The organism is Streptomyces sp. NPDC091377 (assembly GCF_044757045.1).
GTDB lineage: Bacteria > Actinomycetota > Actinomycetes > Streptomycetales > Streptomycetaceae > Streptomyces.
On the sequence record NZ_JBIVUE010000004.1, the window covers coordinates 331544 to 353774 of the forward strand.

The window sequence follows — 22231 nt, forward strand, 5'->3', positions numbered from 1 at the left end:
GTGAGGCGCGTACCGGAACAATCCCCGCCTACCGTTCCCTCATGACCACCACCAGCGCCTTCGCCGCCCTGCACCACACCGGTCCGCCGCTGCTGCTGCCGAACGCCTGGGACCACGCCTCCTGAAGCTCGCCCTCACCCTCGGCTCCCTGCCGTACAGGACCTCAGCCGCGGTCAGCCCGCTTCCTCGCGCGGCCAGTGGGTCAGGGTCACGTGGAGGGCCTCCACCACCCGCTCCCACGAGCGGTGCACGTCCCTGGGGGCGCCGAAGCCGCCGCCCGCCTCCAGGGCGCAGTAGCCGTGGAGGGTGCTGCGCAGCAGACGGACCGCGTCGGTGAGGTCGGGTTCCGCCAGGTCGTAGGCGCGGAGCATGCCGTGGGTGAGGTCGGTGGCGCGGCGCGGGGCGGGGTGGTCGGCGCACAGGTCCTGGTCGACGGGGAGCCGAGTGGCCGCGTAACGGCCCGGGTGGGTCAGCGCGTAGTCGCGGTACGCGTCCGCGAACGCCGCCAGCGCGTCCTTCCCGGCCCGGCCCGCGACCGCCGCCGCGATCCGGTCGACCAACTCGCCGCCCGCGTACAGCGCGAGCCGGGTGCGCAGGTCGGCCAGGCCCCGGACATGGGTGTACAGGCTGGCGTCCTTGACGCCGAAGTGCCGGGCCAGCGCGGAGACGGTGACCTTCTCCAGGCCGACCTCGTCGGCGAGTTCGGCCGCGGCGGCCACGACCCGCTCGGGCGTGAGGCCCACTCGGGGCACGGTCGCTCCACCACCTTCGGTCTTCCCTCGACGTCGGAAGCGGGACGTCCGACGCCCGACGTCCGACGCCCGACGTCCGACGTCCGACGTCCGACGTCCGATGCCCGACGCCGAAGCGGGACGGACGCTGCTCGCGTCCTTGGACGGACAGGAAGAATCCTAAGGGCTCCAGGAAACCGGGGCGCGGCGGTCGCTCACGCCTTGGCCATCTGCCGCAGCGCGGCGGCCTCCGGGGTGCCCGGGGCCGCCGTGTACACGAGGAGGCACATGTCCGGCTCGTGCGGGAAGTGCGTCATCTCGTAGGCCAGGGTCAGATCGCCGGCCTCCGGGTGCACCAGCCGTTTGTGCCCGGAGGACTTGACCTGCACGGTGTGCCGCTCCCAGTAGTGGCGGAACTCCGGAACCCGTGCGCCGAGGTCGGCGATGAGCTGCTTCAGCTCGGCGTCCTGCGGATGTCTGGCGCCTGCGATCCGCAGATGGCCGACCGCCTCCCGTGCGATGAAGTCCCGGTCCGGGTAGCGGCGGCCGATCTCCTCGTCCAGCAGATGCAGCCGGGCCAGGTTGCGCTCGGCGCGCGGCAGCCGCCCGAAGTCCGTGACCAGCGCGCACACCGGCCGGTTCCACGCCAGGACGTCCATCCGGTGGCCCATGACCAGCGCCGGGGCGCCGATCCAGTCCAGCAGTTGCTGCACTCCCGGGCGCGGCGCCCGTTCCTCGGGGGTGTCCAGGGCGCGGTCCGGGCGGGCCAGCCGGGTCAGATGCTCCCGCTCGTCCGGCCCGAGCCGCAGCGCCCCCGCGACCGCGCCGAGCACCGAGTCCGACACCCCGCGGTTGCGGCCCTGCTCCAGCCGTACGTAGTAGTCGACGCTGACCCCGGCCAGATGCGCGACCTCCTCCCGCCGTAGCCCCGGCACCCGGCGCGGTCCCGACCCGGACGCGAACCCCACGTCCTCCGGCCGGATCCGCGCCCGCCGCGACCGCAGGAACTGACCCAACTCCCCTGCTGCTGCCATGGGTTCATTGTCCCTGGGTGGGTCTGGTGGTCCCAGGGTCGCAGAGGGCCTGGGACCCGGGCGTCACCCGCGTGAGCATGTGGGGGACGAGACCGGCGGATCCGAGAGGAGCACGAGTGCTACGGCGACGGGTGTGGGGCGGGGCGGACGCGTCGAGGGCCACGGCCGAGGGCGACGACGACTCGGGCTGGGGCTGTACGGCGCCGGGGGCGGAGGCCGGGCGGCACCGGAGGCTCCGCAAGGACCGGAGGCACTGAGCCCGCGCGCCGGGGCGGCGCCCTCCCGTCACGGGGGTACGGGAGGACCACCGCCCCCCGGCGCCGTGCGCCCCGATCGCCCTGCGCCCCGTCCGCCGTACGCCTCACCGGGCCGTGCATCTCACCGTGTCGGCGAGAACGAGAACCTGAACTCCGCGCGCTCCGCCCGCAGACGGTAGGGCGGCAGGGTGCCCGGACCGCAGGACTGGGAGCCGATGCCCGTCTGGCCGTGGTCCAGGTTGACCCACACCGTGTCGCCCGGCGTGAGGTCGGTCAGATGCCGGGCCGCGTCGAGCTGCTCGGTGGTCCAGCGGCGTGCGGTCAGCCAGAACTCCGGGTCGCCCTCGATCCGCAGTCCGCCCAGTTCCGCCCAGCGCACCGCGGGCCGGGCGCCGTTCTCCTGCGGGCGGACGTACGGCGTCTGGAGCGCGTCGACGGTGGACCGCCAGCGGCCCAGCCGGGTCGCCGACGCGGTGTCCGGGTAGCCCTCGCCGGGACCGCCGCCGAACCACTCCACCCCGTCCGCCGACGCCAGCCCGAAGCGGACGCCGAGCCGGGGCAGCGGTACCGTCCACTCGCCCTCGGGCGTCACGGTGACGGCCAGCCGCAGCCGGGTGCCGTCGCCGGTCCAGCGGTAGACCGTGCGCAGGCCCACCTCACGGCCGGCCGGCGCCACCCGGGACCGTACGGTCACCGTGTCCTCGCCGACCTCCACCCCGTCGGTGCGGTGCCGCATCCGGTGCAGCCCGAGGCGCCGCCACAGTGGGCCGGGGCGGGCCTCGGGCTGCCAGGGGGCGCCCTCGTCGTTGTCGGTCGGCGCCCGCCACACATCCAGCCGCAGCGCCTCCACCGCCACCTCCCCGACCGCCAGCAGCGCGCCGGAGCGGGCGTCGAACACACCCGGCCCGAGGGTGATCCGCCCCTCGCGCTCGACCGGGCGGGCGACCGGGCCGGGGGAGACCGGCGGGCGCGCGGCGGCGGGCAGCTGGGCCCACGCCACCTCGTGGCCCCGCTCCGCCCACGCCGTGTCCCCGGCCAGCACCGCCCGGACCGTCCACACCGCCTCACCGGCCGGCCCACCGGTCCCCTCGGGCCGCTGCGGCAGCTTCACCTCGGCCGACTCGCCCGGCGCGAGCGGCGGCACGGACAGCGGGCCCGTCCCGGCCGTCCCGCCCTCGATCTCGTACGACCAGGTGAAGGCGAACGCCGCCAGATCGGCGAAGTCCTGCCGGTTGGTCACCCGGACCGTGCCGCCCGTGCCGTCGCCCTCGATCCGGACCGGCTCGACGACCTTCTTCAGCTCGACCAGACCGGGGGACGGGGTGCGGTCGGGCAGGAGCAGCCCGTCGCAGACGAAGTTCCCGTCGTGCACCTCCTCCCCGAAGTCGCCGCCGTACGCGAACCCGTACCGCGGGTCCTTCAGGCCGTGGTCGATCCACTCCCAGACGAACCCGCCCTGGATCCGCTCGTACGTCTCGAAGATCCGCTGGTAGTCGGCGAGGCCGCCCGGCCCGTTGCCCATGGCGTGCGCGTACTCGCACAGCAGGAAGGGCAGCCGGCGGCGTCGGTGCGGGCCGCCGTCCAGGCCGCGGCCGATCCGCTCGGTCTCGGCGTGGTCCACGTACATCCGCGTGTACATGTCGGTGTCGCGGCAGGTGGGGTCGCCCTCGTAGTGCAGCAGCCGTGAGGAGTCCCGGGCGCGGATCCAGCGGGCCATCGCGGTCAGTCCGCGGCCGGTGCCGGCCTCGTTGCCCAGCGACCAGATGATCACGGAGGGGTGGTTCTTGTCCCGCTCCACCATCCGCGCGGCCCGGTCCAGCAGGGCCGGGGTCCAGCGGTCGTCGTCCACCGGGTTGTCCCGCCAGTCCTGCTCGGTGAAGCCGTGGGTCTCCAGATCGCACTCGTCGATCACCCACAGCCCGTACTCGTCGCACAGGTCGAGGAAGGCCGGGTGCGGCGGATAGTGCGCGGTGCGCACCGCGTTGATGTTGTGCCGCTTCATCAGCAGCACGTCCTCGCGCAGGGTGGCGGGGTCGAGGGCCCGGCCCCGCTCGGGGTGCCACTCGTGCCGGTTGACGCCCTTGAACAGCACCGGCCGCCCGTTGACCTTGATCAGCCCACCGTCGAGGGCGACCGTCCGGAAGCCGATCCGCAGCGGGACCCGCTCGCCCGCCGTGGCCAGGACGGCGTCGTAGAGCCTCGGGGTCTCCGCCGTCCACGGCGCCACCGGCACCCGCGCGGTCTCGCCGGTCGCCAGGTCCAGACCCAGTTCGCGGACGGTGACCCGGCCGGGCACGTCGGAGTCGACCCGGAGGGTGCCCTCGCCCTGGACATGGTCGTAGGCGGCGTGCACGAAGAAGTCACGGACGGCGCCCGGCGGGCGGTGTGTGAGGGTCACGCTCCGGAACACCCCGGGCAGCCACCACTGGTCCTGGTCCTCCAAGTACGACCCCGCCGACCACTGGTGGACCCGCAGCGCGAGCACATTGCCGGCGGGCCGCAGCAGCGCGCCGACCGCGAACTCGTGCGGCAGCCGGGAGCCCTTGAAGTCGCCGAGCGCGGTCCCGTTGAGCCAGACCCGGGCGCAGGACTCCACCCCGTCGAAGCGCAGCACCGCGTCCCCGCCGTCCGGCCAGCCGTCGGGCAGGTCGAACACGCGCAGATGGTCGCCGGTCGGGTTCTCGGCCGGGACGCGCGGCGGATCCACCGGGAAGGGATAGGTGTGGTTGGTGTAGATCGGGGCGCCGAACGCCCCCTCGCCCTGGAGCACCCAGTGGCCGGGCACCGCGATCCCGGCCCAGTCCCCGGCGTCGTACCCGGGCCGGGCGAAGGACTCGTCCGCGCTGCCCGCGTCCGGCGACAGCCGGAAGCGCCAGGTGCCGTCGAGCGACAGCGTCGCGGCGTCCGAGGCCGCGTACCCGGCCCGGGGCGGCAGGGCCCCGCTGCCCGGCGAGACATCCTCGACGTAGGCGGGGGCGGTGGTGGTGCGGAAGGACATCCGGTCTCCTCGGTCGGCCCTGGGAGCGATGGTCCCTCCGGGCATCCCAGGAAGTCTCCGGGATCCGCGGGACGCACGGCCGCCGGCACCGGCACCGTCACCGAAAAGGCGTAACGGCATGTCACACCGGACCCAGGTGGTGCCGGACGAACGCGTTGGTGAACGTCCCGCCCGGATCCAGCGCGGCGACCAGCTCACGGAAGGCGGCCAGACGCGGGTACCGCTCCCGCACCACCTCCGCCGGGACCGCGAACACCTTCCCCCAGTGCGGCCGGGCCGCGAAGCCGTCCAGGGCCGCCTCCACCCGCCGGACCACCGGCAGTACGGCGGCGGTGTCCGGGACCCAGGTGAAGTGCACGGCCACCGAGTCCCGGCCCCCGCTCGGGCTGAGCCACTGACCGTCCGCGGCCACCGTGCGCACCTCGCAGATCTGGGTGACCGGCCCCAGCACGGACCGCAGCCCGTCCAGCGCGTGCAGCGCGTCGAGCGCGTGCCGCCGCGGCAGCAGATACTCCGACTGCAACTCCGCCCCGCTGCTCGGCATGAACTCGGCGCGGAAGTGCGGCAGCCGTTCGTGCCAGGGCCCGGGGACCCCGAGCTGCTCGGTGCAGTGGCCCGCGGGCATCCCCGGCACCGGATGCAGCGGCCCGGTCGCGGGCGTGCCCCAGCCGAGGTCCGCGAGCGGCCGGTCGGTGCGCCGCTTGACCCACAGCTGCCGGAAGCCCGGCGCCCGCCAGTCGGTGAACAGACTCACGCTGTACGCCGCCGCCATCACCGCCTCGAAGTCCAGTCCGGCGAGCGGCACCTCGGTGAACAGCCGCTGCTCGACCTCGAAGGCGGGCTCCAGGTCCAGGGTGAGGGCGGTGACAGCCCCGAGCGCGCCCAGCGCGGTGACCGCCCCGCCGAACCGCCGGTCCCCGCGCCCGATCCGCACCTCCGTACCGTCACCGGTGACCAGCTCCACCTCCCGCACCGCGTCGGACAGCGGCCCGTTCCCGACCCCCGAGCCATGGGTGCCGGTGGCGACCGACCCGGCGACCGAGATGTGCGGCAGCGAGGCCAGATTGGCCAGCGCGAGACCCCGCGCGTGCACCGCGCGGGCGAGTTCCGCGTACCGGACCCCACCCGAGACCCGGACCGTACGGCGCCCGGTGTCCACGTCGAGCACGGGCTCCAGCGCGTCCAGCGAGAGCAGCGTGCCGCCCGGCCCGGGCTCCGCCAGGGTGTTGAACGAGTGCCCGCTGCCCAGCACCCGCACCCGCGCGCTGCCCGCCACCAGCGAGCGCAGCGCCGCCACGCTCACCGGCCGCCGCACCCGCCCGGCGGTGTAGACGATGTTCCCGGCCCAGTTCGTCACGGTCATACGGCGGCCCCTCCCGGCGGACGTGTCGGGATCATCACACCACTGCCCCCGGCACCCCGGTCCAGTGCCACGACACCCCCGTGACCTGGGCGATACTGGCGGCTCCGGCGAGATCCGCCGGAAGCGTCGACGCCACTCCGGTGGACCCGGCCGCACACCAGGCGGAGCCGGGGGCATACCGTGAGGAGCGGAACACCGCCGCAGGGAGGAGACAACGGGATGGGCAGCCGCACCGCGCTCGTCGAGGATCTGATGGAGCGCTTCCCGCAGGTACCACGGGAGGCCGTCTTCAAGGAGGACCTGCTGCGCGGCGGCCTCGCGTTCGACCCCTCCGCGCTCAGCGACAACGAGGGCGGTGAGGTCAAACCGAAGTCGTACTTCATCTTCTCCTTCGACCACGGCACCCTGCCCGAACTGGGCGAGGCCGCGCTGCGCCGGCCGCCCGAGGAGATCATCCTCACCGGCGGCCCCTACGACCTGCGCCGCACCGTGGTCTCCGTCCGCGTGAACCCGGCCTCCCCCTACCGGGTCGCCGCCGACGACTCCGGCATGCTCGGCCTCTACCTCGACGGCAAGCGCATCGCCGACGTCGGGGTGCCGCCGATGCCCGAGTACTACCGGCACACCCTCTCCAACGGGAAGTCCGTCATGGAGGTGGCCCCCACCATCCAGTGGGGCTATCTGATCTACCTGACCGTCTTCCGGGTCTGCCAGTACTTCGGCGCCAAGGAGGAGTGCCAGTACTGCGACATCAACCACAACTGGCGCCAGCACAAGGCGGCCGGACGCCCCTACACCGGCGTCAAGGACGTGGAGGAGGTGCTGGAGGCCCTGGAGATCATCGACCGCTACGACACCGCCAAGACCTCCACCGCCTACACCCTCACCGGCGGCGCCATCACCAAGACCGTCGCCGGCCGCGACGAGGCCGACTTCTACGGCCACTACGCCAAGGCCATCGAGGAGCGCTTCCCGGGCCGCTGGATCGGCAAGGTCGTCGCCCAGGCCCTGCCTCGCGACGACGTGCAGCGCTTCAAGGACTACGGCGTGCAGATCTACCACCCCAACTACGAGGTGTGGGACCGCCGGCTGTTCGAGCTGTACTGCCCGGGCAAGGAGCGCTACGTCGGCCGGGACGAGTGGCACCGCCGCATCCTGGACTCGGCGGAGATCTTCGGCGCCCGCAACGTCATCCCCAACTTCGTCGCGGGTGTCGAGATGGCCGAGCCCTTCGGCTTCACCACCGTGGACGAGGCCATCGCCTCCACCACGGAGGGGCTGCGCTTCTTCATGTCCCACGGCATCACCCCGCGGTTCACCACCTGGTGCCCCGAGCCCACCACCCCGCTCGGCAAGGCCAACCCCCAGGGCGCCCCGCTGGAGTACCACATCCGCCTGCTCCAGGCGTACCGGCAGACGATGGAGGACTTCGGTCTCTCCTCACCCCCCGGCTACGGCCCCCCCGGCCCCGGCAACGCCGTCTTCTCGGTCAGCTCCTTCATGGACAGCCTCCCCGCCCGGGAGCCCGCGGAGGAACCGGTCCAGGCGTAGGGCGGAATGCTCGCTTGTCAGTTGCGGGGAACGCGTGAAAGGCTCGACGGCGCTCGCGAGGTTCCCCGCAACTGACGTATCCATGGAGTGAGTTGACCTCGCTGTCCACAGAGTGAGCCGACCTCGCTTCGACGCGGGAGACCGATGCCAGACCTGCCCACGCCCCACGACGCCGCCGGGGCCGCGGAGTTCGACGAGAGCTGGGACACCGTGCTCTCCTACGCCGACCTGTGCGCGGTCGGCTCCGAGGCCGCCGCCGACCTGGCCACCGAGGCGTTCGCGCACGGCGTCCGCGAGGTACGCACCGGCGTCGCGGGGCGGGGCGCCGGACGCCGGCCCGCCACCCTGCCGCGGCTGCCCCTGCTGCTCGCCGCCGTCCGTGACACCGCCGCCGACTGGGAGGCCCGCGGCCAGGGCCACCGCCTCGACCCCCAGTTACGGCTGTGGCTCACCTCCGGACAGGCCGCCCGCCCCACCGGACCGCCCACCCAGCGCCCCCTCGCGCTGCGCGCCCTCCAGGACATGCAGCGACCCGACGCGGCCCTGCTCTGGCTGACCGAGGTCGAGGCGCTGCCGCCGCGCACCGTCGCCGCCAGGCTCGGGCTCGACCCGGCCGGGTTCGCCGAGGAACTCACCGAGGTCCGCGGACTCTTCCGCGACCGCTGCCTGCGCAACCATCTCGACCGGCCGCTGGACGCCGAGTGCCGCGGCCACGCCCGGCTGCTCGACGCCGTCACCCGCACCGCCGTCGCCGACACCCCCGAGGACCTCTCCCGGCACGTCGCCCGCTGTGCGACCTGCTCGGAGGCAGCCGGATGCCTGCGGGTGCACGGCGGCGCCCTGCCCGCCGCGCTCGCCGGAGGCATCCTCGGCTGGGGCGGCCTCGCCTATCTCGAACGCCGCCGCCGCGCCGCCGAGGTACGCCTCGCCACCGGCGCCGTCCCGGCCGTCCGCGCCGCCGACGCCACCCCGTGCCGCATCCGGGCGCTGCGCGGCGGCCTGGTCGCCACCGCCGTGGTCGTCTCCCTCGTCGCGCTCGGCGTCTCCCTGATGCCCTTCGGGGACGGCAAGAGCGACGCCGCCGACCGGGTGCCCGCCACCGACCCCGACGTCACCGAGGCGGTCCAGGACGCCCCGTCCGCCGGGTCCTCCCGGTCGCCCCGGGCCGCGGAGCCGCCGAAGCCCTCCGCCGCCGGGAGCGAGGCCCCGGTACCGGGCCACGACGCCGGGCCGGAGCCCGACGCCGAGCCGGCGTCCGAGCCGGAGCCGGAGCCCGAGCCGCAGGGAACCTCCGCGACCGGGAACCGGCACGGCGAAGGAACCGGCAGCGGGTCCGGGACCGGGACCGGGGGCGACCGGCGCCCCGAGGCGCCCTGCCACGCCACCTACGAGATCGTCAGCGAGTGGACGACCGGCTTCGAGGCCGTCGTCAAGGTCACCACCGAGCGGCCCCTCGACAATTGGACCGTCGGCTGGACCTTCCCCGACGGCCAGTCGATCTCCTCGATGTGGGACACCCGCATCGACCAGAAGGGCTCCCGCGTCACCGCCCGCGCCGCCCACTACAACCGCACCGTCCCCGCCGACGGCACCCTCGCCTTCGGCTTCGTCGGCCTGAGGGACCACGGGAACGCCCCCGCGCGGGACTTCACCCTGAACGGCCGCACCTGCCGTACCGGCTGACGGAAAAGCGGTTGACGGCGATCCCGGACACCGGGCTAGAGTTGCCGGGTCCCGCGGTGGCCGCACGGCCGCCGACGTACCGCGAGCGAGTGATGAGGAGGTGTCGACCGATGGCTGTCTCCGTGATGGGCGCTGCCCGCATCCCGTACACCATCCATTCCACCTCCGCGGTCACCGGCTGACCTCACCCACTGCGCGCCGGGACCGCATCGCGAAGGGTCCCCCTTGACTTCCCACTCTGCGTCCGCAGATCTCTCCCCCCTCACCGTTTACGGCTGGGACGACGCCTGGGCGGACGCGTTCGCCCCGTACGCCGCCGAAGGGCTGCTGCCCGGACGGGTGGTCCGGGTCGACCGCGGGCAGTGCGACGTGATCACCGCCGACGGTCCGCTGCGGGCCGACACCGCGTTCGTCACCCCCGAGGACCCGCTGCGGGTCGTCTGCACCGGTGACTGGGTCGCCGTCGAACCCGGCGGCACACCCCGGTACGTCCGGGCCTACCTCCCGCGCCGGACCGCGTTCGTCCGCTCCACCTCCTCCAAGCGGTCCGAGGGACAGATCCTCGCCGCCAACGTCGACCACGCGATCGTCGCGGTCTCCCTCGCCGATGAGGTGGACCTCGGCCGGATCGAGCGGTTCCTCGCCCTCGCCTGGGAGTCGGGCGCCGCGCCCGTGGTCGTCCTCTCCAAGGCCGACCTGGTGCCGGACCCGGTGACCCTGGCCCACCTCGTGCGGGACGTCGAGACCAGCGCGCCCGGCGTGCAGGTGCTCCCCGTCAGCGCGGTCGGAGGCGAGGGGGTCGACGTCCTGCGGGCCGTCGTCGGCTCGGGCACGTCCGTGCTGCTCGGCCAGTCCGGCGCCGGAAAGTCCACCCTGGCCAATGTGCTCGCCGGCGCGGAGGTCATGGAGGTCCAGGCCACCCGGGACGTCGACGGCAAGGGCCGGCACACCACCACGACCCGCAATCTGCTGCTCCTGCCGGGCGGCGGGGTGCTGATCGACACACCCGGGCTGCGCGGCGTCGGGCTCTGGGACGCCGGGACCGGCGTCGGACAGGTCTTCTCGGAGATCGAGGAACTGGCCGAGCGGTGCCGGTTCCACGACTGCGCCCACGAGAGCGAGCCCGGCTGTGCGGTCCGCGAGGCCATCGACTCGGGCGACCTGCCCGAACGCCGCCTCGACAGCTACCGCAAGCTGCTGCGCGAGAACCAGCGCATCGTCGCCAAGACCGACGCCCGCGCCCGCGCGGAGATCCGGAAGGAGAGCAAGCGCCGAGGAGCCGTGGGCCGAGAGGCCATGGCCTCCAAACGCCGCGGCCTGAGGTAACCGCCCTCCCGCGCCCCCAACCCTTTGGGGGCGCGGGGAACCACACGGCAACCCCCACCCCGCCCCGCCCGCCCGCCCGCACCCGGCACACCCCCCCCGAACCCGACGTCCGATTTCCGCTAGCACCACCCCCCACCCCGGGCGGAGACTGGACCACGTGATGGACGAAGACACCAGGTACGAGGCCGTACGCAGCAGAGACGCCCGCTTCGACGGCGCGTTCTTCTTCGCGGTCGAAACCACCGGCATCTACTGCCGCCCCAGCTGCCCGGCCGTCACCCCGAAACGCCGCAACGTACGCTTCTACCCCACCGCCGCCGCCGCGCAGCGCTCCGGCTTCCGGGCCTGCCGCCGGTGCCGCCCGGACGCGGTCCCCGGCTCCGCCGACTGGGACGTCCGCGCCGACGTCGTCGGCCGGGCCATGCGGCTGATCAGGGACGGCGTGGTCGACCGCGAGGGCGTGGCGGGCCTCGCCACCCGGCTCGGCTACAGCTCCCGGCAGGTGCAACGCCAGCTCACCGCCGAACTGGGCGCCGGCCCGGTCGCCCTGGCCCGCGTCCAGCGCGCCCACACCGCGCGGGTGCTGCTCCAGACCACCGGCCTGCCGGTCACGGAGATCGCGTTCGCGTCCGGCTTCGCCAGCGTGCGGCAGTTCAACGACACGATCCGCGAGGTGTACGCGCTCACCCCGAGCGACCTGCGCACCACCGCGCCCGGACCCGCCCGGACCGACACCCTGCCGACCGGCACTCCGGAGGCCGGCACCCCGGCGACCGGCACCCCGACCGCCGGGATCCCGCTGCGGCTGGCCCACCGGGGGCCGTACCACGCCGCCTCCGTCTTCGATCTGCTGGAGCGCGAGGCCGTGCCCGGCGTCGAGGAGGTCACCGGGACACCCGGCACCCGCACCTACCGCCGTACCCTCCGCCTGCCCTACGGCACCGGCATCGTCGCCGTCGGCGAGCGGACCGGCACCTCCGGCTCGGCCACCCATCCGGGCGGCTGGCTGGAAGCCCAGCTCCACCTGACCGACCAGCGCGATCTCACCACCGCCGTGCAACGCCTGCGCCGCCTGTTCGACCTGGACGCCGACCCGTACGCCGTCGACGAGCGGCTCGGCGCCGACCCCCGGCTCGCCCCGCTGGTCACCGCCCGGCCCGGACTGCGCTCACCCGGCACCGCCGACCCGGACGAACTGGCGGTACGCGCCCTGGTCGGCCCCGCCCGCGCCGGGGAACTGGTCCAGCGGTACGGCAAGGCGCTCGACGCGCCCTGCGGCACCCTCACGCACCTCTTCCCCGAACCGGCCGTCCTCGCCGGCGCCGAGCCCACCGGTGCGCTCGGCGCGCTGACCGCCGCCCTCGCCGACGGCACCGTACGCCTCGACCCCGGGGCCGACCGGGACGAGGCGGAACAGGCGCTGCACGCCCTGCCGGGCCTGACCCCCGAGGCCGTCGCCGCGATCCGCACCCGGGCCCTCGGCGACCCCGACGTGGCGCCACCCGGCGCCGATGCCCCCGCCCCCTGGCGCCCCTGGCGCTCATACGCCGTACGACACCTGCGGACCGCAGGAGAGCTGGAGTGACCACGATGTCCACCGAGACCACCGAGACCACCGAGATCACCGAGACCACCGCCACCACGGCAGCCACCGGGATGCCCCCCACCCCCGCCACCCCTGTGCCCGTCCCCGGCCCCGTCCACTACACCCGCCTCGAAAGCCCGCTCGGTGAGCTGCTGCTGACCGCCGACCCCGACGGAACGCTGACCTCCCTGTCCGTGCCCGGGCAGAAGGGCGGACGGACCGTGGAGGAGGGCTGGATCCACGACCCGGCGCTGTTCCGCGCGGCCGGAGAACAGCTCGCCGCCTACTTCGCGGGGGAGCTGAAGGAGTTCCGGCTGCCGCTGCGCGCGTCCGGCACCGCCTTCCGTGAGCGGGTGTGGGACGCGCTCGACACCGTCCCCCACGGGGCGACCACCTCGTACGGCGAGATCGCGGCCCGCATCGGGGCCTCGCGTGCCGCCGTCCGGGCGGTCGGCGGGGCCGTCGGCGCCAATCCGCTGCTGATCGTCCGGCCGTGCCACCGGGTGATCGGCGCGGACGGGTCGATGACCGGGTACGCGGGGGGTCTGGAACGGAAGCTGCGGCTGCTGGAACTGGAGGGCTCCCTCTGAGACGGCCGCCGCCCCGCACGCATCCGGGTCAGCCCGCGAGCACCGCCCCCAGCCACGCCGCCACGATCAACAGACAGGTGAAGAACTCCGTCAGCACACTGGAGCCGCCCGAGCGCATCGCCTGGCGCAGGGCGGCCCTCGCCTCACCGGGGCCGCCCAGCCGGAGCCGTTCGCAGAGATAGATCCCGGCCATGAAGCCCGGGATCGCCCCGACCACCGGGACGAGGACGAAGCCGAGGACCGCGCCCACCCCCGCGAACACCGCCGTACGAGGTGTCGCCCCGGACTCCGCCAGCCGCCTCGGCGGCAGCGCCCACCGCACCACCTGCGCGACCAGCAGCGCGAGCGACGCCCCGACCAGCACGCCCCACGCGACCGGCCCCGGTTCCTTCAGCGCCCACCACAGGACCGCGGCCCACACCAGCCACGACCCCGGCACCCCGGGCACCAGTACTCCGCACAGGCCGAGCAGCAGGACCACGCCGACCAGCAGGAGTTCCCACACTTCCATCTGCCCAGGGTGCCGGAGGCGCCCGGAACGCGCAGGTCCGCGAACCGGCCGGAGTACCATCCCCCGCACGCCGGGGCACTACCCCTCGCGCGCCACCCAGCCCCGTTCGTAGGCGTGCCAGCCCAGTTGCAGCCGGGTCGTCACCCCCGCCAGCTCCATCAGGCGCTTCACCCGGCGCTGCACCGTCCGCAGCCCCAGATCGAGCTGCTTGGCCACGCTCGCGTCGGTGAGCCCGGCCAGCAGCAGGGAGAGCAGCTCCAGATCGGTGCCGTCGGGACCGTCCGGGCCCTGCTCGGTCACGCCCGTCGCGCCGAGCCGCAGCGGCAGCGCCTCCCGCCACACCGACTCGAACAGCCCGCACAGCAGCTCCAGCAGCCCGCTCGCGTGCACCACCAGCGCGGCCGGTTCCGCCGACGGCGCGGTCAGCGGCACCAGCGCCAGCGAGCGGTCCGCGACCACCAGCTTGGTCGGCACCCTGTCCACCACCCGCACCTGCTCGCCCCGCCCCAGCGCCGCCGTCAGCTCGGTGATGCCGTCCGGCTGGTCCAGCACCGCCCGTTCCACCACCACCCGGTAGCGCACCCCGCGCCCCGTCGCCTGCTCCTCGGCGTCGTTCTCCGTCCCGGTGACCACCACCGGGTCGCCGGTCACCAGCGCGCACACCTCGGCACCGGCGCCGAGTTGCAACTGGAGGAACCGCTGGGAGACCGCCGCCGCCCCGCTGACCACCTCGATGAGATCGTGCACGGCCGGTTCCGAGGCCGCCGCCCGGTACTCCTCGGAGAGCAGGGCCGCCGCCAGTTCCGCCTGCTCCAGTTCGTGCCGCCGCTGGGTGAGCAGCGCGCCCAGCGCCACCCCCGGCGGGGCCGCCACCCAGCGGCCCGGACGCGACGAGGACTGCGCGGCCAGTCCGCGCGCCTCCAGCCGGCGCAGCGCGTGCTCGGTGTCCCGCTCGCCCAGCGTCAGCCGCCGCGCCAGATCGGGTACGTCGGCCGCGCCCACCGCCACCAGCGCCCGGTACGCCGACTCGTGTGTTCCGTCCAGCCCTATCGCCGCCAGCATCAGGCGCCGCACCTCCCGATTCGTCGGCCTCCCGCGGGGGCGGTGGCGGAAAGCAGCCACGGCGCAAACCCGCCTCGGCCCATCATCGCCGTACCGACGGTCACTCTGCCAAGGTGGGGCGACGGCGACCTACGTCACCGCCCCCGGTCAAGAGGGCCTTTTCGGCCTGGTCCGGCCGGGTCCCCCGAGCGTCGTCGGGCGGTTCTCCCGTGGGGGGTGGAGCCGCCCGACGGCCTCGGGACGGCCCCCGCGCCCCGGCCTTCGGCCCATGCGTTTTTCCACATGCCCCGTTTTTCCGGGGCCCGTCCGGTGAGAATGACGGGCATGAGCCATCGAGGGGGAAGGCCCACAGGTCCCGAGGACGACTGGTGGGGGCAGTTGTACGACGGCCCCACCGACGACACCGGTCCCACGGCGACCAGCGACTCAGTGGACGACCGCTTCGCCTCGGCCCCGAGCGCGACGCCCCCTCTCTCCGACGCCCCACCCCTACGGGGCCCGACCGCCCCGAAGCCCTCCCCGCCGGGCCCGACCGAGCCGAGGCCCACCCGGCCCGAGCCCGCGCCCCAGGCCGCCGCTCGACCGGAGCCCGACGCGCGGCCCGAGCCTGCCCCCTCGCCCCGGCCCACGGTGCGGCCGGAGTCTGCCGACCGGCCCGAGGCCGCCGCCCGGCCGGTGTCTGTCGTCCGGCCAGAGCCCGACGCGCGGCCCCAGGCCACCATCCCGCCCCAGCCCGCCGACGCCCCATCGCAGGCCGACGACCGGCCCGAGCCCGCCCCCTCGCCAGGGCCCGCCGCCGGGGCGGAGTCTGCCGCCGGGCCGGAGTCTGCCGCCGGGCCGGAGTCTGCCATCCCGCCCCGGGCCGAGGCCCGTCCCCAGGCCGCCTTCCTGCCGGAGCCCGAGGCGCGGTCTGAGGCGCGGTCTGAGGCGCGGCCGGAGGCTGACGCCCGTCCCGAACCCGCCACCTTGCCCCAGCCCGCCGCCGGGCCCGAGCCCACCGACCGGCCCGAGCCCACCGACCGGCCGGCACCTGCCGACCGGCCCCAGGCCGCAACCGGACCCGTGCCCGTGCCCGCCACCCCATCCCAGGCCGCCACCGGGCCGGAGCCCGACGCGCGGCCCGATGCTGACGCCAGGCCCGAGGCCGCCCCCTCGCCCCCGCCCGCCGTCCGGCCGGTGGCCGCCACCTGGCCCGTGCCCGCCACCCCATCCCAGGCCGCCACCGGGCCCGAGCCCGACGCCCGACCTCAGCCCGCCACTCCGTCCAAGCCCGCCACTCCGTCCCACCCCGCCCCCCGGCCCGGGTCCGCCGCTCCGCCCCTCCCCGCCACCCGGCCCGGGTCCGCCACTCCGTCCCACCCCGCCACCCGGCCCGGGTCCGCCAACCCGCCCCTCCCTGCCACCCGGCCGGAGGCCACCCGGCGGCTCGGGTTTGTTCGTCGACGTGCGCCCTGGGAGCGGCCTCTGTCCACGGAGAGTGGTCCTCAGACCTTCCCGCCTCCGCCGCCCCCGGCACCGGATCCGGTACCGGCTCCCTCCGTCGGTCACGTGGGTTCCGGGCCGCCCACCTATGACCCCGAGCCCACCGCGCTGCCCGTCGCCGATCCGGAGGACCTGGCGGGGCTGGTCGCGGACACCGTGCTGGACGGCGCCCATCACGGAAGCTGCGTCCTGCGCGCGGTGTCCGTGCGGGGCGACTCCGCCCGCTACCGGGGCGAGCCCCGCCGCGACGCGCTGCTCACCGCACGCTTCGGGGCGGGGGAGGAGGCCCTGGTGCTGGTGGCGATGGCCACCGGCGTGCGGGCCACCCCCGGGGCGCACCGCGCGGCGGCCGAGGCGTGTGCCTGGATCGCCCGGGCCGTGGGCCGCAGCCACTCCCGACTGGCCGAGGACCTGCGGGCGGGTCGGCGCGGCGACCTCAAGTCCGGTCTGCACCGGCTCACCGACCGCAGCCTCGGCAGACTCCGCGCGGGCGCCGCCGACCAGGGGCTGCGCCCCGAGGAGTGGTCGGCCAGTCTGCGCTGTCTGCTGCTGCCGGCCGACCCCGGGTGCCGTACCCGGGTCTTCTTCGGCGTCGGCGCGGGCGGGCTCTTCCGGCTCCGCGACGGGGTCTGGCAGACCGTCGAACCGCAGCTCACCGAGATGGCCCCCGACGCACCGCCCGCCGAGACCCCCGAGGGCGACCGGCTCACCATGGACCTCGGCCTCCCCGTCCCCCCGAGCCCGTACGAACCGGCGCCCGGGCCGCCCCGCGCGCCCTTCCGCTTCCGCGCCTCGGTGGCCCGCCCGGGGGACACCCTGCTGATGTGCACGGACGGGCTCGCGGCACCGCTGCGCGACGAGCCCGGGCTGAGCGCCCATCTGACGGACCGCTGGTCGGCGGCCGGGCCGCCGGGCCTGACGGCGTTCCTCGCGGACATACAGATGCGGGTCAAGGGGTACGCGGACGACCGTACGGCCGCGGCCGTTTGGGAGGCGTAACCGGTTTCGATGTGCGTGGATGGAACCCGAGGGATCCACGGAGACCGAAGGGGCACCGCAGTCATGGCCAAGCAGAACGTCGCCGAGCAGTTCGTCGACATCCTCGCCCGCGCCGGAGTCAAGCGGCTGTACGGGGTGGTGGGCGACAGCCTCAACCCGGTGGTGGACGCCGTCCGCCGCAACCCCGCCGTCGACTGGGTGCACGTCCGCCACGAGGAGACCGCCGCGTTCGCGGCCGGTGCCGAGGCCCAGATCACCGGCAAGCTCACGGCCTGCGCCGGCTCGTGCGGCCCCGGCAACCTCCATCTCATCAACGGCCTGTACGACGCCCATCGCTCGATGGCCCCCGTGCTGGCCCTCGCCTCGCACATCCCGTCCGCGGAGATCGGGCTCGGCTACTTCCAGGAGACCCATCCCGACCGGCTGTTCACCGAATGCAGCCACTACAGCGAGATGATCTCCCACCCGAAGCAGATGCCCCGGGTGCTCCAGAGCGCCATCCAGCACGCCGTCGGACAGAGCGGCGTCAGCGTGATCACCCTCCCCGGGGACATCGCGGACCACCCCGCCCCCGACAAGCCGCTGGAGACCGCCCTCGTCACCTCCCGGCCCACGATCCGCCCCGGCGACGCCGAGATCGACCGGCTCGTGGACCTCATCGACCGCGCCGAGAAGATCACCCTCTTCTGCGGCAGCGGCACGGCGGGCGCGCACCGCGAGGTGATGGAGTTCGCCGGGAAGATCAAGTCCCCGGTGGGCCACGCCCTGCGCGGCAAGGAGTGGATCCAGTACGACAATCCGTACGACGTCGGCATGAGCGGGCTGCTCGGCTACGGCGCCGCCTACGAGGCCACCCACGAGTGCGATCTGCTGATCCTGCTCGGCACGGACTTCCCGTACAACGCCTTCCTCCCGGACGACGTGACGATCGCCCAGGTCGACGTCCGCCCCGAGCGGCTCGGCCGGCGCTCCAAGCTGGACCTCGCGGTGTGGGGCGATGTGAAGGAGACCCTGCGCTGTCTCACCCCGCGGGTGAAGCCCAAGGAGAACCGCCGCTTCCTCGACAAGATGCTCAAGAAACACGCGGACTCGCTGGAGAACGTCGTCAAGGCGTACACCCGCAAGGTGGAGAAGCACGTCCCGATCCACCCCGAGTACGTCGCCGCCGTCCTGGACGAGATGGCCGACGACGACGCGGTCTTCACCGTCGACACCGGGATGTGCAACGTCTGGGCCGCCCGCTACATCTCGCCCAACGGACGCCGCCGGGTGATCGGCTCCTTCTCGCACGGCTCGATGGCCAACGCGCTGCCCATGGCGATCGGCGCCCAGTTCGTGGACCGGGGCCGGCAGGTCGTCTCGATGTCCGGCGACGGCGGCTTCTCGATGCTGATGGGCGACTTCCTCACCCTGGTCCAGTACGACCTGCCGGTGAAGGTCGTCCTCTTCAACAACTCCTCCCTCGGCATGGTCGAACTGGAGATGCTGGTCGCCGGGCTCCCGTCGTACGGCACCACCAACAAGAACCCCGACTTCGCCGCCGTCGCCCGTGCCTGCGGCGCCTACGGGGTGCGGGTCGAGAAGCCCAAGCAGCTCGCGGGCGCCCTCAAGGACGCCTTCCGGCACAAGGGGCCCGCCCTCGTGGACGTCGTCACCGACCCCAACGCGCTCTCCATCCCGCCGAAGATCAGCGCCGAGATGGTCACCGGCTTCGCGCTCTCCGCGTCGAAGATCGTGCTGGACGGCGGCGTAGGCCGGATGGTCCAGATGGCCCGCTCCAACCTGCGCAACGTACCGCGCCCCTGATCCGTCGCGGAACGTCGCGGTCCGCTGTCGATCCGGCCGCCTCCCGTTCGACGTCCTGATGTACGGCACTCCGCCGCACCACGACCATCCGACCGGACGGGACGAGGACCCCCCATGGACCAAATGCTGAGAGTCATGAACTTCACCGTCTCCCGGGACGGGATCGGCGCCGGTGAGGACCAGAGCCTGGAGCGGCCGTTCGGCCACGCCCGTCCCGAACAACTGCTCGCCTGGGCCGGGGCCACGGCGAGCTGGCCCGGCCGCACCGACCCCGGCGGCACCCGCGGCCTGGACGACTACTTCACCCGGGACTTCTCGCGCAACATCGGCGCCGAGATCATGGGCCGCAACAAGTTCGGGCCCCAGCGCGGGCCCTGGCAGGACCACGAGTGGCGCGGCTGGTGGGGGGAGGAGCCCCCCTTCCACACCCCGGTGTTCGTCCTGACCCACCACGAGCGCCCCTCGTTCACCCTCTCCGACACCACGTTCCACTTCGTCGAGGGCGACCCGGCCACGATCCTCGGACAGGCGCGGGAAGCGGCGCGGGGCCAGGACGTCCGGCTCGGCGGCGGGGTCGGTACCGTCCGGCAGTTCCTGGACGCCGATCTGGTCGACACCCTCCACGTGGCGGTCGCGCCGGTGACCCTCGGGTCCGGGCTGCGGCTGTGGGAGTCCCCCGAGGACCTGCTCGACCGGTACCACCTGGAGGTCGTGCCCAGCCCGAGCGGGGTCACCCACCACCTGTTCTGGCGCAGATGACGCCCGGCACCGCCCGGGGCCGCCCGGGCGGTGGGGTCAGGCGTACGGGATCCAGTCCCGGCCGCTGACGTCGTACTGGTAGCGGTCCAGGCCCTTGATCGCGCTGGTGCGGAACGGGCGCCCGTTGTCGTCGATCCGGACCGTGCCGCCGCGCCCCTGCGAGGACCAGTCCAGCTCCAGGTACCAGTCGCAGGCGCAGCCCGCCGTCCGCCCCGTCACCAGCAGCACCTCCGGGTCCGTGCTGGAGACGGTGTACGGCATCCGCACCGCGGGCAGTTCCGTGCCCACGTCGTCGCCCGGCATCGCCCGCGCGATCGGCCGGTCGATGTCCAGGTCGACATCGAAGTAGCGGGGGGTGATGGCGCCGCCGCAGCCCTGGTCCATGGCGTACGAGTTGCCCCGGACCGGCGCCGCGCGCCCCACCACCCGGACCCGCAGCGCCTCCAGCACCACCGTCGTCGCCGACCGCCCCTGCACGGTGATCCGTACGTTCGTGTCCCTGCCGTGCACCGCGCCCTGCGCGGTCGCCCAGCCCCGGGCGTCCTGCGCGGCCGGGGGCGGCGGGACCCGGGCGGGCGGCCGGTCGATGACGTAGTCGTGGCCGCAGCCCAGCGCCCAGGCGTGCGAGTCGGAGGTCCAGGTGAAGGGGAGCCCGGCGGGCGCCGGGTCCTTCGACCCCGCCGCCGCCCCGGCGGACGGCGCCGCCCCCGACGTACCGCCCCCGGCGCCGGACGCGCGGGGCGCACCGGACGCGCTGGGGGAGCCCGTGCCCTTCCCGTCGCCGGCACCGTCCGCGCTGTTCTTGTCGCCCTTGACGGAGGGGCCGGTCGAGTCGCCGGGCGTGGGCGTCCCGGTCGCCCGGAACACCTCCGGCGTGGAACCGGATGAGGACGACGCCCCCACCGCTTCCGGCCGCCGGTCGGCGGGCAGCCCGGAGAGCGTCCCGAGGGTGGCGAGCAGCGTGGCGCAGACGGCGGCGGTGGCGATGACCGTACGACGTCGGCGGAACCAGGGGGCGGGCTCGGCGGCTGCCCCGGTCCCTGCGGCTGCTTCGGCTTCCCCGACCGCCTCGGCTTCCCCGGCCGCCTCGGCAACCGCAGGAGCGGCTTCCGCCTTTGCCGTCTCCTGCGCCGCCGTTCCCGTGTTCCGGGGCCGTTGGCGGGCCGCCACCGCCAGCAGCCAGGCGCGGTGCAGTTCGTGCCGTTCCTCCGGGGCGGCCCCGCACAGCGCGGCGAACCGTTCCACGGGGGCGAACTCCAGCGGCACCGTGTCGCCGGCGCAGTAGCGGTGCAGCGTGGAGGTGTTCATGTGCAGCCGGCGGGCGAGCGAACCGTAGCTGCGGTCCGTGCGCTCCTTCAGCCCTCGCAGCAGGGCCGCGAACCGCTCGACGTCGTCATGGTGGGCCGACACCGTTCTCCCAGCTTCCGTGGACGGACCTTCAGGGGTGTGCGGCGCTGCGGGACGGTCTCCGACGGTATCCCAGGCACCTCATATATGTGCACGTCAGATGGGCTGGGATGGTTCCACCGTCCGGGAAGGTTGCGGCGGTTCAGCGGGAGCGCGGATGCTCTTGGAACACCACTCGCGCGCCCCTTCCGGCGCGCTCTCATCAGGGGGAGTCCACTTGTCCATGCGTACCCAGGTCGGCCGGACCACAGCGCTCACCGCGTTCTCCGTCGCCGCCTTCACCGCCGCCGCGGTGCTCGGCGCTCCCGCCGACGCAGCGCCCTCGGCGGCCCCTTCGCCCGCGTTCCTGTCGGCGTCCCAACTGCCGCCGCACCCCTCCTCCGCGTGGACCGCGGGGCGGGTCACCGACGGGGTCCCGGACGAGTTGCGGCTCTGCCTGGACGAGGTGTTCCGGGGCTACGACTCCCGCTACCGCCCCTTCCGCACCGATCTCGACGCGAGCGCCCGTCAGTTGACCATCGTCACCGGCACGGCGGCCAAGGCCAAGGCGCTGGCCGACCGGATGAACCGGGAGATCCGCACCTGCGCCGAGCGCATCGAGCAGAGCGACCCCGAGGTGCGGGCGAGCTACCGGGGCTACGGCACGCTGCCGGTGGAGGAGGGCGCCCGGGTGCACGGGCTGCACACCGAGACCTCGTGGGGCGCGACCGACATCCGGCTGCTGTCGGTGGGCCGGGACGGCAAGGCCGTGACGGTCGTGGACTGGTCGCAGCTCGGCGACTTCTCGGACGCGCCGGTGCCGGCCTTCAAGAAGACGACGACCACGGCGGTCAACAAGCTCTACTGACGCCACCGAGCGCGGTTTCGCACCAGCTCCGGTGAGGCGCGGGCGACGGGGGGAGCCCGCGCGCGCAGGACGGGGCCGCCCTCCCGCCACGGGGGTCGGGAGGGCGGCCCCGTCGCCCTGCGGTCCGGACGGAGCACCTCGCTCCGTCCGGACCGCTCATATCCGTCCGGACCGTACATCTCGGTACGGAGCACCCATACGATTCCGGCCAGATTCACGTGCACGCGGGCGCGCGCCGTG

16 protein-coding genes are annotated in these 22231 nt (G+C 74.4%); 9 read left to right on the top strand and 7 right to left on the bottom strand.

Annotated features, from left to right (window positions below; translation table 11 throughout):
• Positions 1 to 173: 173 nt before the first annotated feature.
• The 4 genes from ACIQNG_RS11735 to ACIQNG_RS11750 form a co-directional block, all read right to left on the bottom strand.
• Positions 174 to 752 (bottom strand): TetR/AcrR family transcriptional regulator, encoded by a 579-nt coding sequence (locus tag ACIQNG_RS11735; protein WP_401426054.1) that lies wholly within the window; start codon positions 750 to 752, stop codon positions 174 to 176.
• 194 nt (positions 753 to 946) lie between these two features.
• The gene (locus tag ACIQNG_RS11740) at positions 947 to 1765 is read right to left on the bottom strand and encodes a helix-turn-helix transcriptional regulator (RefSeq protein WP_401426057.1); all 819 of its coding nucleotides are present in this window, start codon (positions 1763 to 1765) and stop codon (positions 947 to 949) included.
• 378 nt (positions 1766 to 2143) lie between these two features.
• Positions 2144 to 5020: a glycoside hydrolase family 2 TIM barrel-domain containing protein gene (locus tag ACIQNG_RS11745; RefSeq protein ID WP_401484226.1), complete on the bottom strand. Its 2877-nt coding sequence runs from the start codon at positions 5018 to 5020 to the stop codon at positions 2144 to 2146.
• Positions 5021 to 5141: 121 nt separating this feature from the next.
• Positions 5142 to 6383, bottom strand: coding sequence for an FAD-binding protein (locus tag ACIQNG_RS11750; protein ID WP_401426062.1), 1242 nt, complete (start codon positions 6381 to 6383; stop codon positions 5142 to 5144).
• Positions 6384 to 6602: 219 nt separating this feature from the next.
• Here ACIQNG_RS11750 and ACIQNG_RS11755 point away from each other — a divergent pair, with 219 nt between their 5' ends.
• The 5 genes from ACIQNG_RS11755 to ACIQNG_RS11775 all read left to right on the top strand — a co-directional run bounded on the left by ACIQNG_RS11755 (position 6603) and on the right by ACIQNG_RS11775 (position 13118).
• Positions 6603 to 7934 (top strand): radical SAM protein, encoded by a 1332-nt coding sequence (locus ACIQNG_RS11755; RefSeq protein WP_401426065.1) that lies wholly within the window; start codon positions 6603 to 6605, stop codon positions 7932 to 7934.
• A 144-nt stretch (positions 7935 to 8078) separates the two neighbouring features.
• Complete coding sequence (locus ACIQNG_RS11760; protein WP_401484228.1) at positions 8079 to 9617, top strand: cellulose binding domain-containing protein; 1539 nt, start codon at positions 8079 to 8081, stop codon at positions 9615 to 9617.
• A gap of 225 nt (positions 9618 to 9842) precedes the next feature.
• Positions 9843 to 10943, top strand: a complete 1101-nt coding sequence (gene rsgA / locus ACIQNG_RS11765; RefSeq protein ID WP_401484230.1) for a ribosome small subunit-dependent GTPase A — start codon at positions 9843 to 9845, stop codon at positions 10941 to 10943.
• Between the two features lie 160 nt (positions 10944 to 11103).
• The gene (locus ACIQNG_RS11770; RefSeq protein WP_401484459.1) at positions 11104 to 12528 is read left to right on the top strand and encodes an AlkA N-terminal domain-containing protein; all 1425 of its coding nucleotides are present in this window, start codon (positions 11104 to 11106) and stop codon (positions 12526 to 12528) included.
• 71 nt (positions 12529 to 12599) lie between these two features.
• A complete protein-coding gene (locus ACIQNG_RS11775) occupies positions 12600 to 13118 on the top strand; it encodes a methylated-DNA--[protein]-cysteine S-methyltransferase (protein WP_401484461.1) in 519 nt (172 codons plus the stop codon).
• A 28-nt stretch (positions 13119 to 13146) separates the two neighbouring features.
• Here the strand turns inward: ACIQNG_RS11775 and ACIQNG_RS11780 are convergent, their stop codons facing one another.
• Together ACIQNG_RS11780 and ACIQNG_RS11785 are read right to left on the bottom strand one after the other, a co-directional pair.
• Entirely contained in the window at positions 13147 to 13629 is a 483-nt protein-coding gene (locus tag ACIQNG_RS11780; protein WP_401426072.1) for a DUF456 domain-containing protein, read from the bottom strand.
• A 78-nt stretch (positions 13630 to 13707) separates the two neighbouring features.
• Positions 13708 to 14691 (bottom strand): helix-turn-helix transcriptional regulator, encoded by a 984-nt coding sequence (locus ACIQNG_RS11785; protein ID WP_401426075.1) that lies wholly within the window; start codon positions 14689 to 14691, stop codon positions 13708 to 13710.
• Positions 14692 to 16239: 1548 nt separating this feature from the next.
• Between ACIQNG_RS11785 and ACIQNG_RS11790 the strand changes: the two genes are divergently transcribed.
• The 3 genes from ACIQNG_RS11790 to ACIQNG_RS11800 all read left to right on the top strand — a co-directional run bounded on the left by ACIQNG_RS11790 (position 16240) and on the right by ACIQNG_RS11800 (position 19737).
• Positions 16240 to 17172 (top strand): protein phosphatase 2C domain-containing protein, encoded by a 933-nt coding sequence (locus ACIQNG_RS11790; protein ID WP_401484232.1) that lies wholly within the window; start codon positions 16240 to 16242, stop codon positions 17170 to 17172.
• Between the two features lie 63 nt (positions 17173 to 17235).
• Positions 17236 to 18978 (top strand): pyruvate dehydrogenase, encoded by a 1743-nt coding sequence (locus ACIQNG_RS11795; RefSeq protein ID WP_401484234.1) that lies wholly within the window; start codon positions 17236 to 17238, stop codon positions 18976 to 18978.
• 114 nt (positions 18979 to 19092) lie between these two features.
• Entirely contained in the window at positions 19093 to 19737 is a 645-nt protein-coding gene (locus ACIQNG_RS11800) for a dihydrofolate reductase family protein (protein WP_401484236.1), read from the top strand.
• Positions 19738 to 19773: 36 nt separating this feature from the next.
• On the opposite strand, the gene ACIQNG_RS11805 is transcribed toward ACIQNG_RS11800, so the two are convergent.
• The gene (locus ACIQNG_RS11805; protein WP_401484238.1) at positions 19774 to 21147 is read right to left on the bottom strand and encodes a helix-turn-helix domain-containing protein; all 1374 of its coding nucleotides are present in this window, start codon (positions 21145 to 21147) and stop codon (positions 19774 to 19776) included.
• Positions 21148 to 21367: 220 nt separating this feature from the next.
• On the opposite strand from ACIQNG_RS11805, the gene ACIQNG_RS11810 reads away from it, so the two are divergent.
• Positions 21368 to 21991 (top strand): hypothetical protein, encoded by a 624-nt coding sequence (locus ACIQNG_RS11810; RefSeq protein ID WP_401484240.1) that lies wholly within the window; start codon positions 21368 to 21370, stop codon positions 21989 to 21991.
• The last annotated feature ends 240 nt before the right edge of the window (positions 21992 to 22231 follow it).

Bases quoted from the DNA above. Each gene is read 5' to 3' on its own strand.
- ACIQNG_RS11740 (WP_401426057.1), bottom strand. From the start codon at position 1,765: ATGGCAGCAGCAGGGGAGTTGGGTCAGTTCCTGCGGTCGCGGCGGGCG.
- ACIQNG_RS11745 (WP_401484226.1), bottom strand. From the start codon at position 5,020: ATGTCCTTCCGCACCACCACCGCCCCCGCCTACGTCGAGGATGTCTCG.
- ACIQNG_RS11785 (WP_401426075.1), bottom strand. From the start codon at position 14,691: ATGCTGGCGGCGATAGGGCTGGACGGAACACACGAGTCGGCGTACCGG.
- ACIQNG_RS11760 (WP_401484228.1), top strand. From the start codon at position 8,079: ATGCCAGACCTGCCCACGCCCCACGACGCCGCCGGGGCCGCGGAGTTC.
- ACIQNG_RS11755 (WP_401426065.1), top strand. From the start codon at position 6,603: ATGGGCAGCCGCACCGCGCTCGTCGAGGATCTGATGGAGCGCTTCCCG.
- ACIQNG_RS11775 (WP_401484461.1), top strand. From the start codon at position 12,600: ATGCCCCCCACCCCCGCCACCCCTGTGCCCGTCCCCGGCCCCGTCCAC.
- ACIQNG_RS11800 (WP_401484236.1), top strand. From the start codon at position 19,093: ATGGACCAAATGCTGAGAGTCATGAACTTCACCGTCTCCCGGGACGGG.
- ACIQNG_RS11810 (WP_401484240.1), top strand. From the start codon at position 21,368: ATGCGTACCCAGGTCGGCCGGACCACAGCGCTCACCGCGTTCTCCGTC.
- ACIQNG_RS11770 (WP_401484459.1), top strand. From the start codon at position 11,104: ATGGACGAAGACACCAGGTACGAGGCCGTACGCAGCAGAGACGCCCGC.
- ACIQNG_RS11795 (WP_401484234.1), top strand. From the start codon at position 17,236: ATGGCCAAGCAGAACGTCGCCGAGCAGTTCGTCGACATCCTCGCCCGC.
- ACIQNG_RS11750 (WP_401426062.1), bottom strand. From the start codon at position 6,383: ATGACCGTGACGAACTGGGCCGGGAACATCGTCTACACCGCCGGGCGG.
- ACIQNG_RS11780 (WP_401426072.1), bottom strand. From the start codon at position 13,629: ATGGAAGTGTGGGAACTCCTGCTGGTCGGCGTGGTCCTGCTGCTCGGC.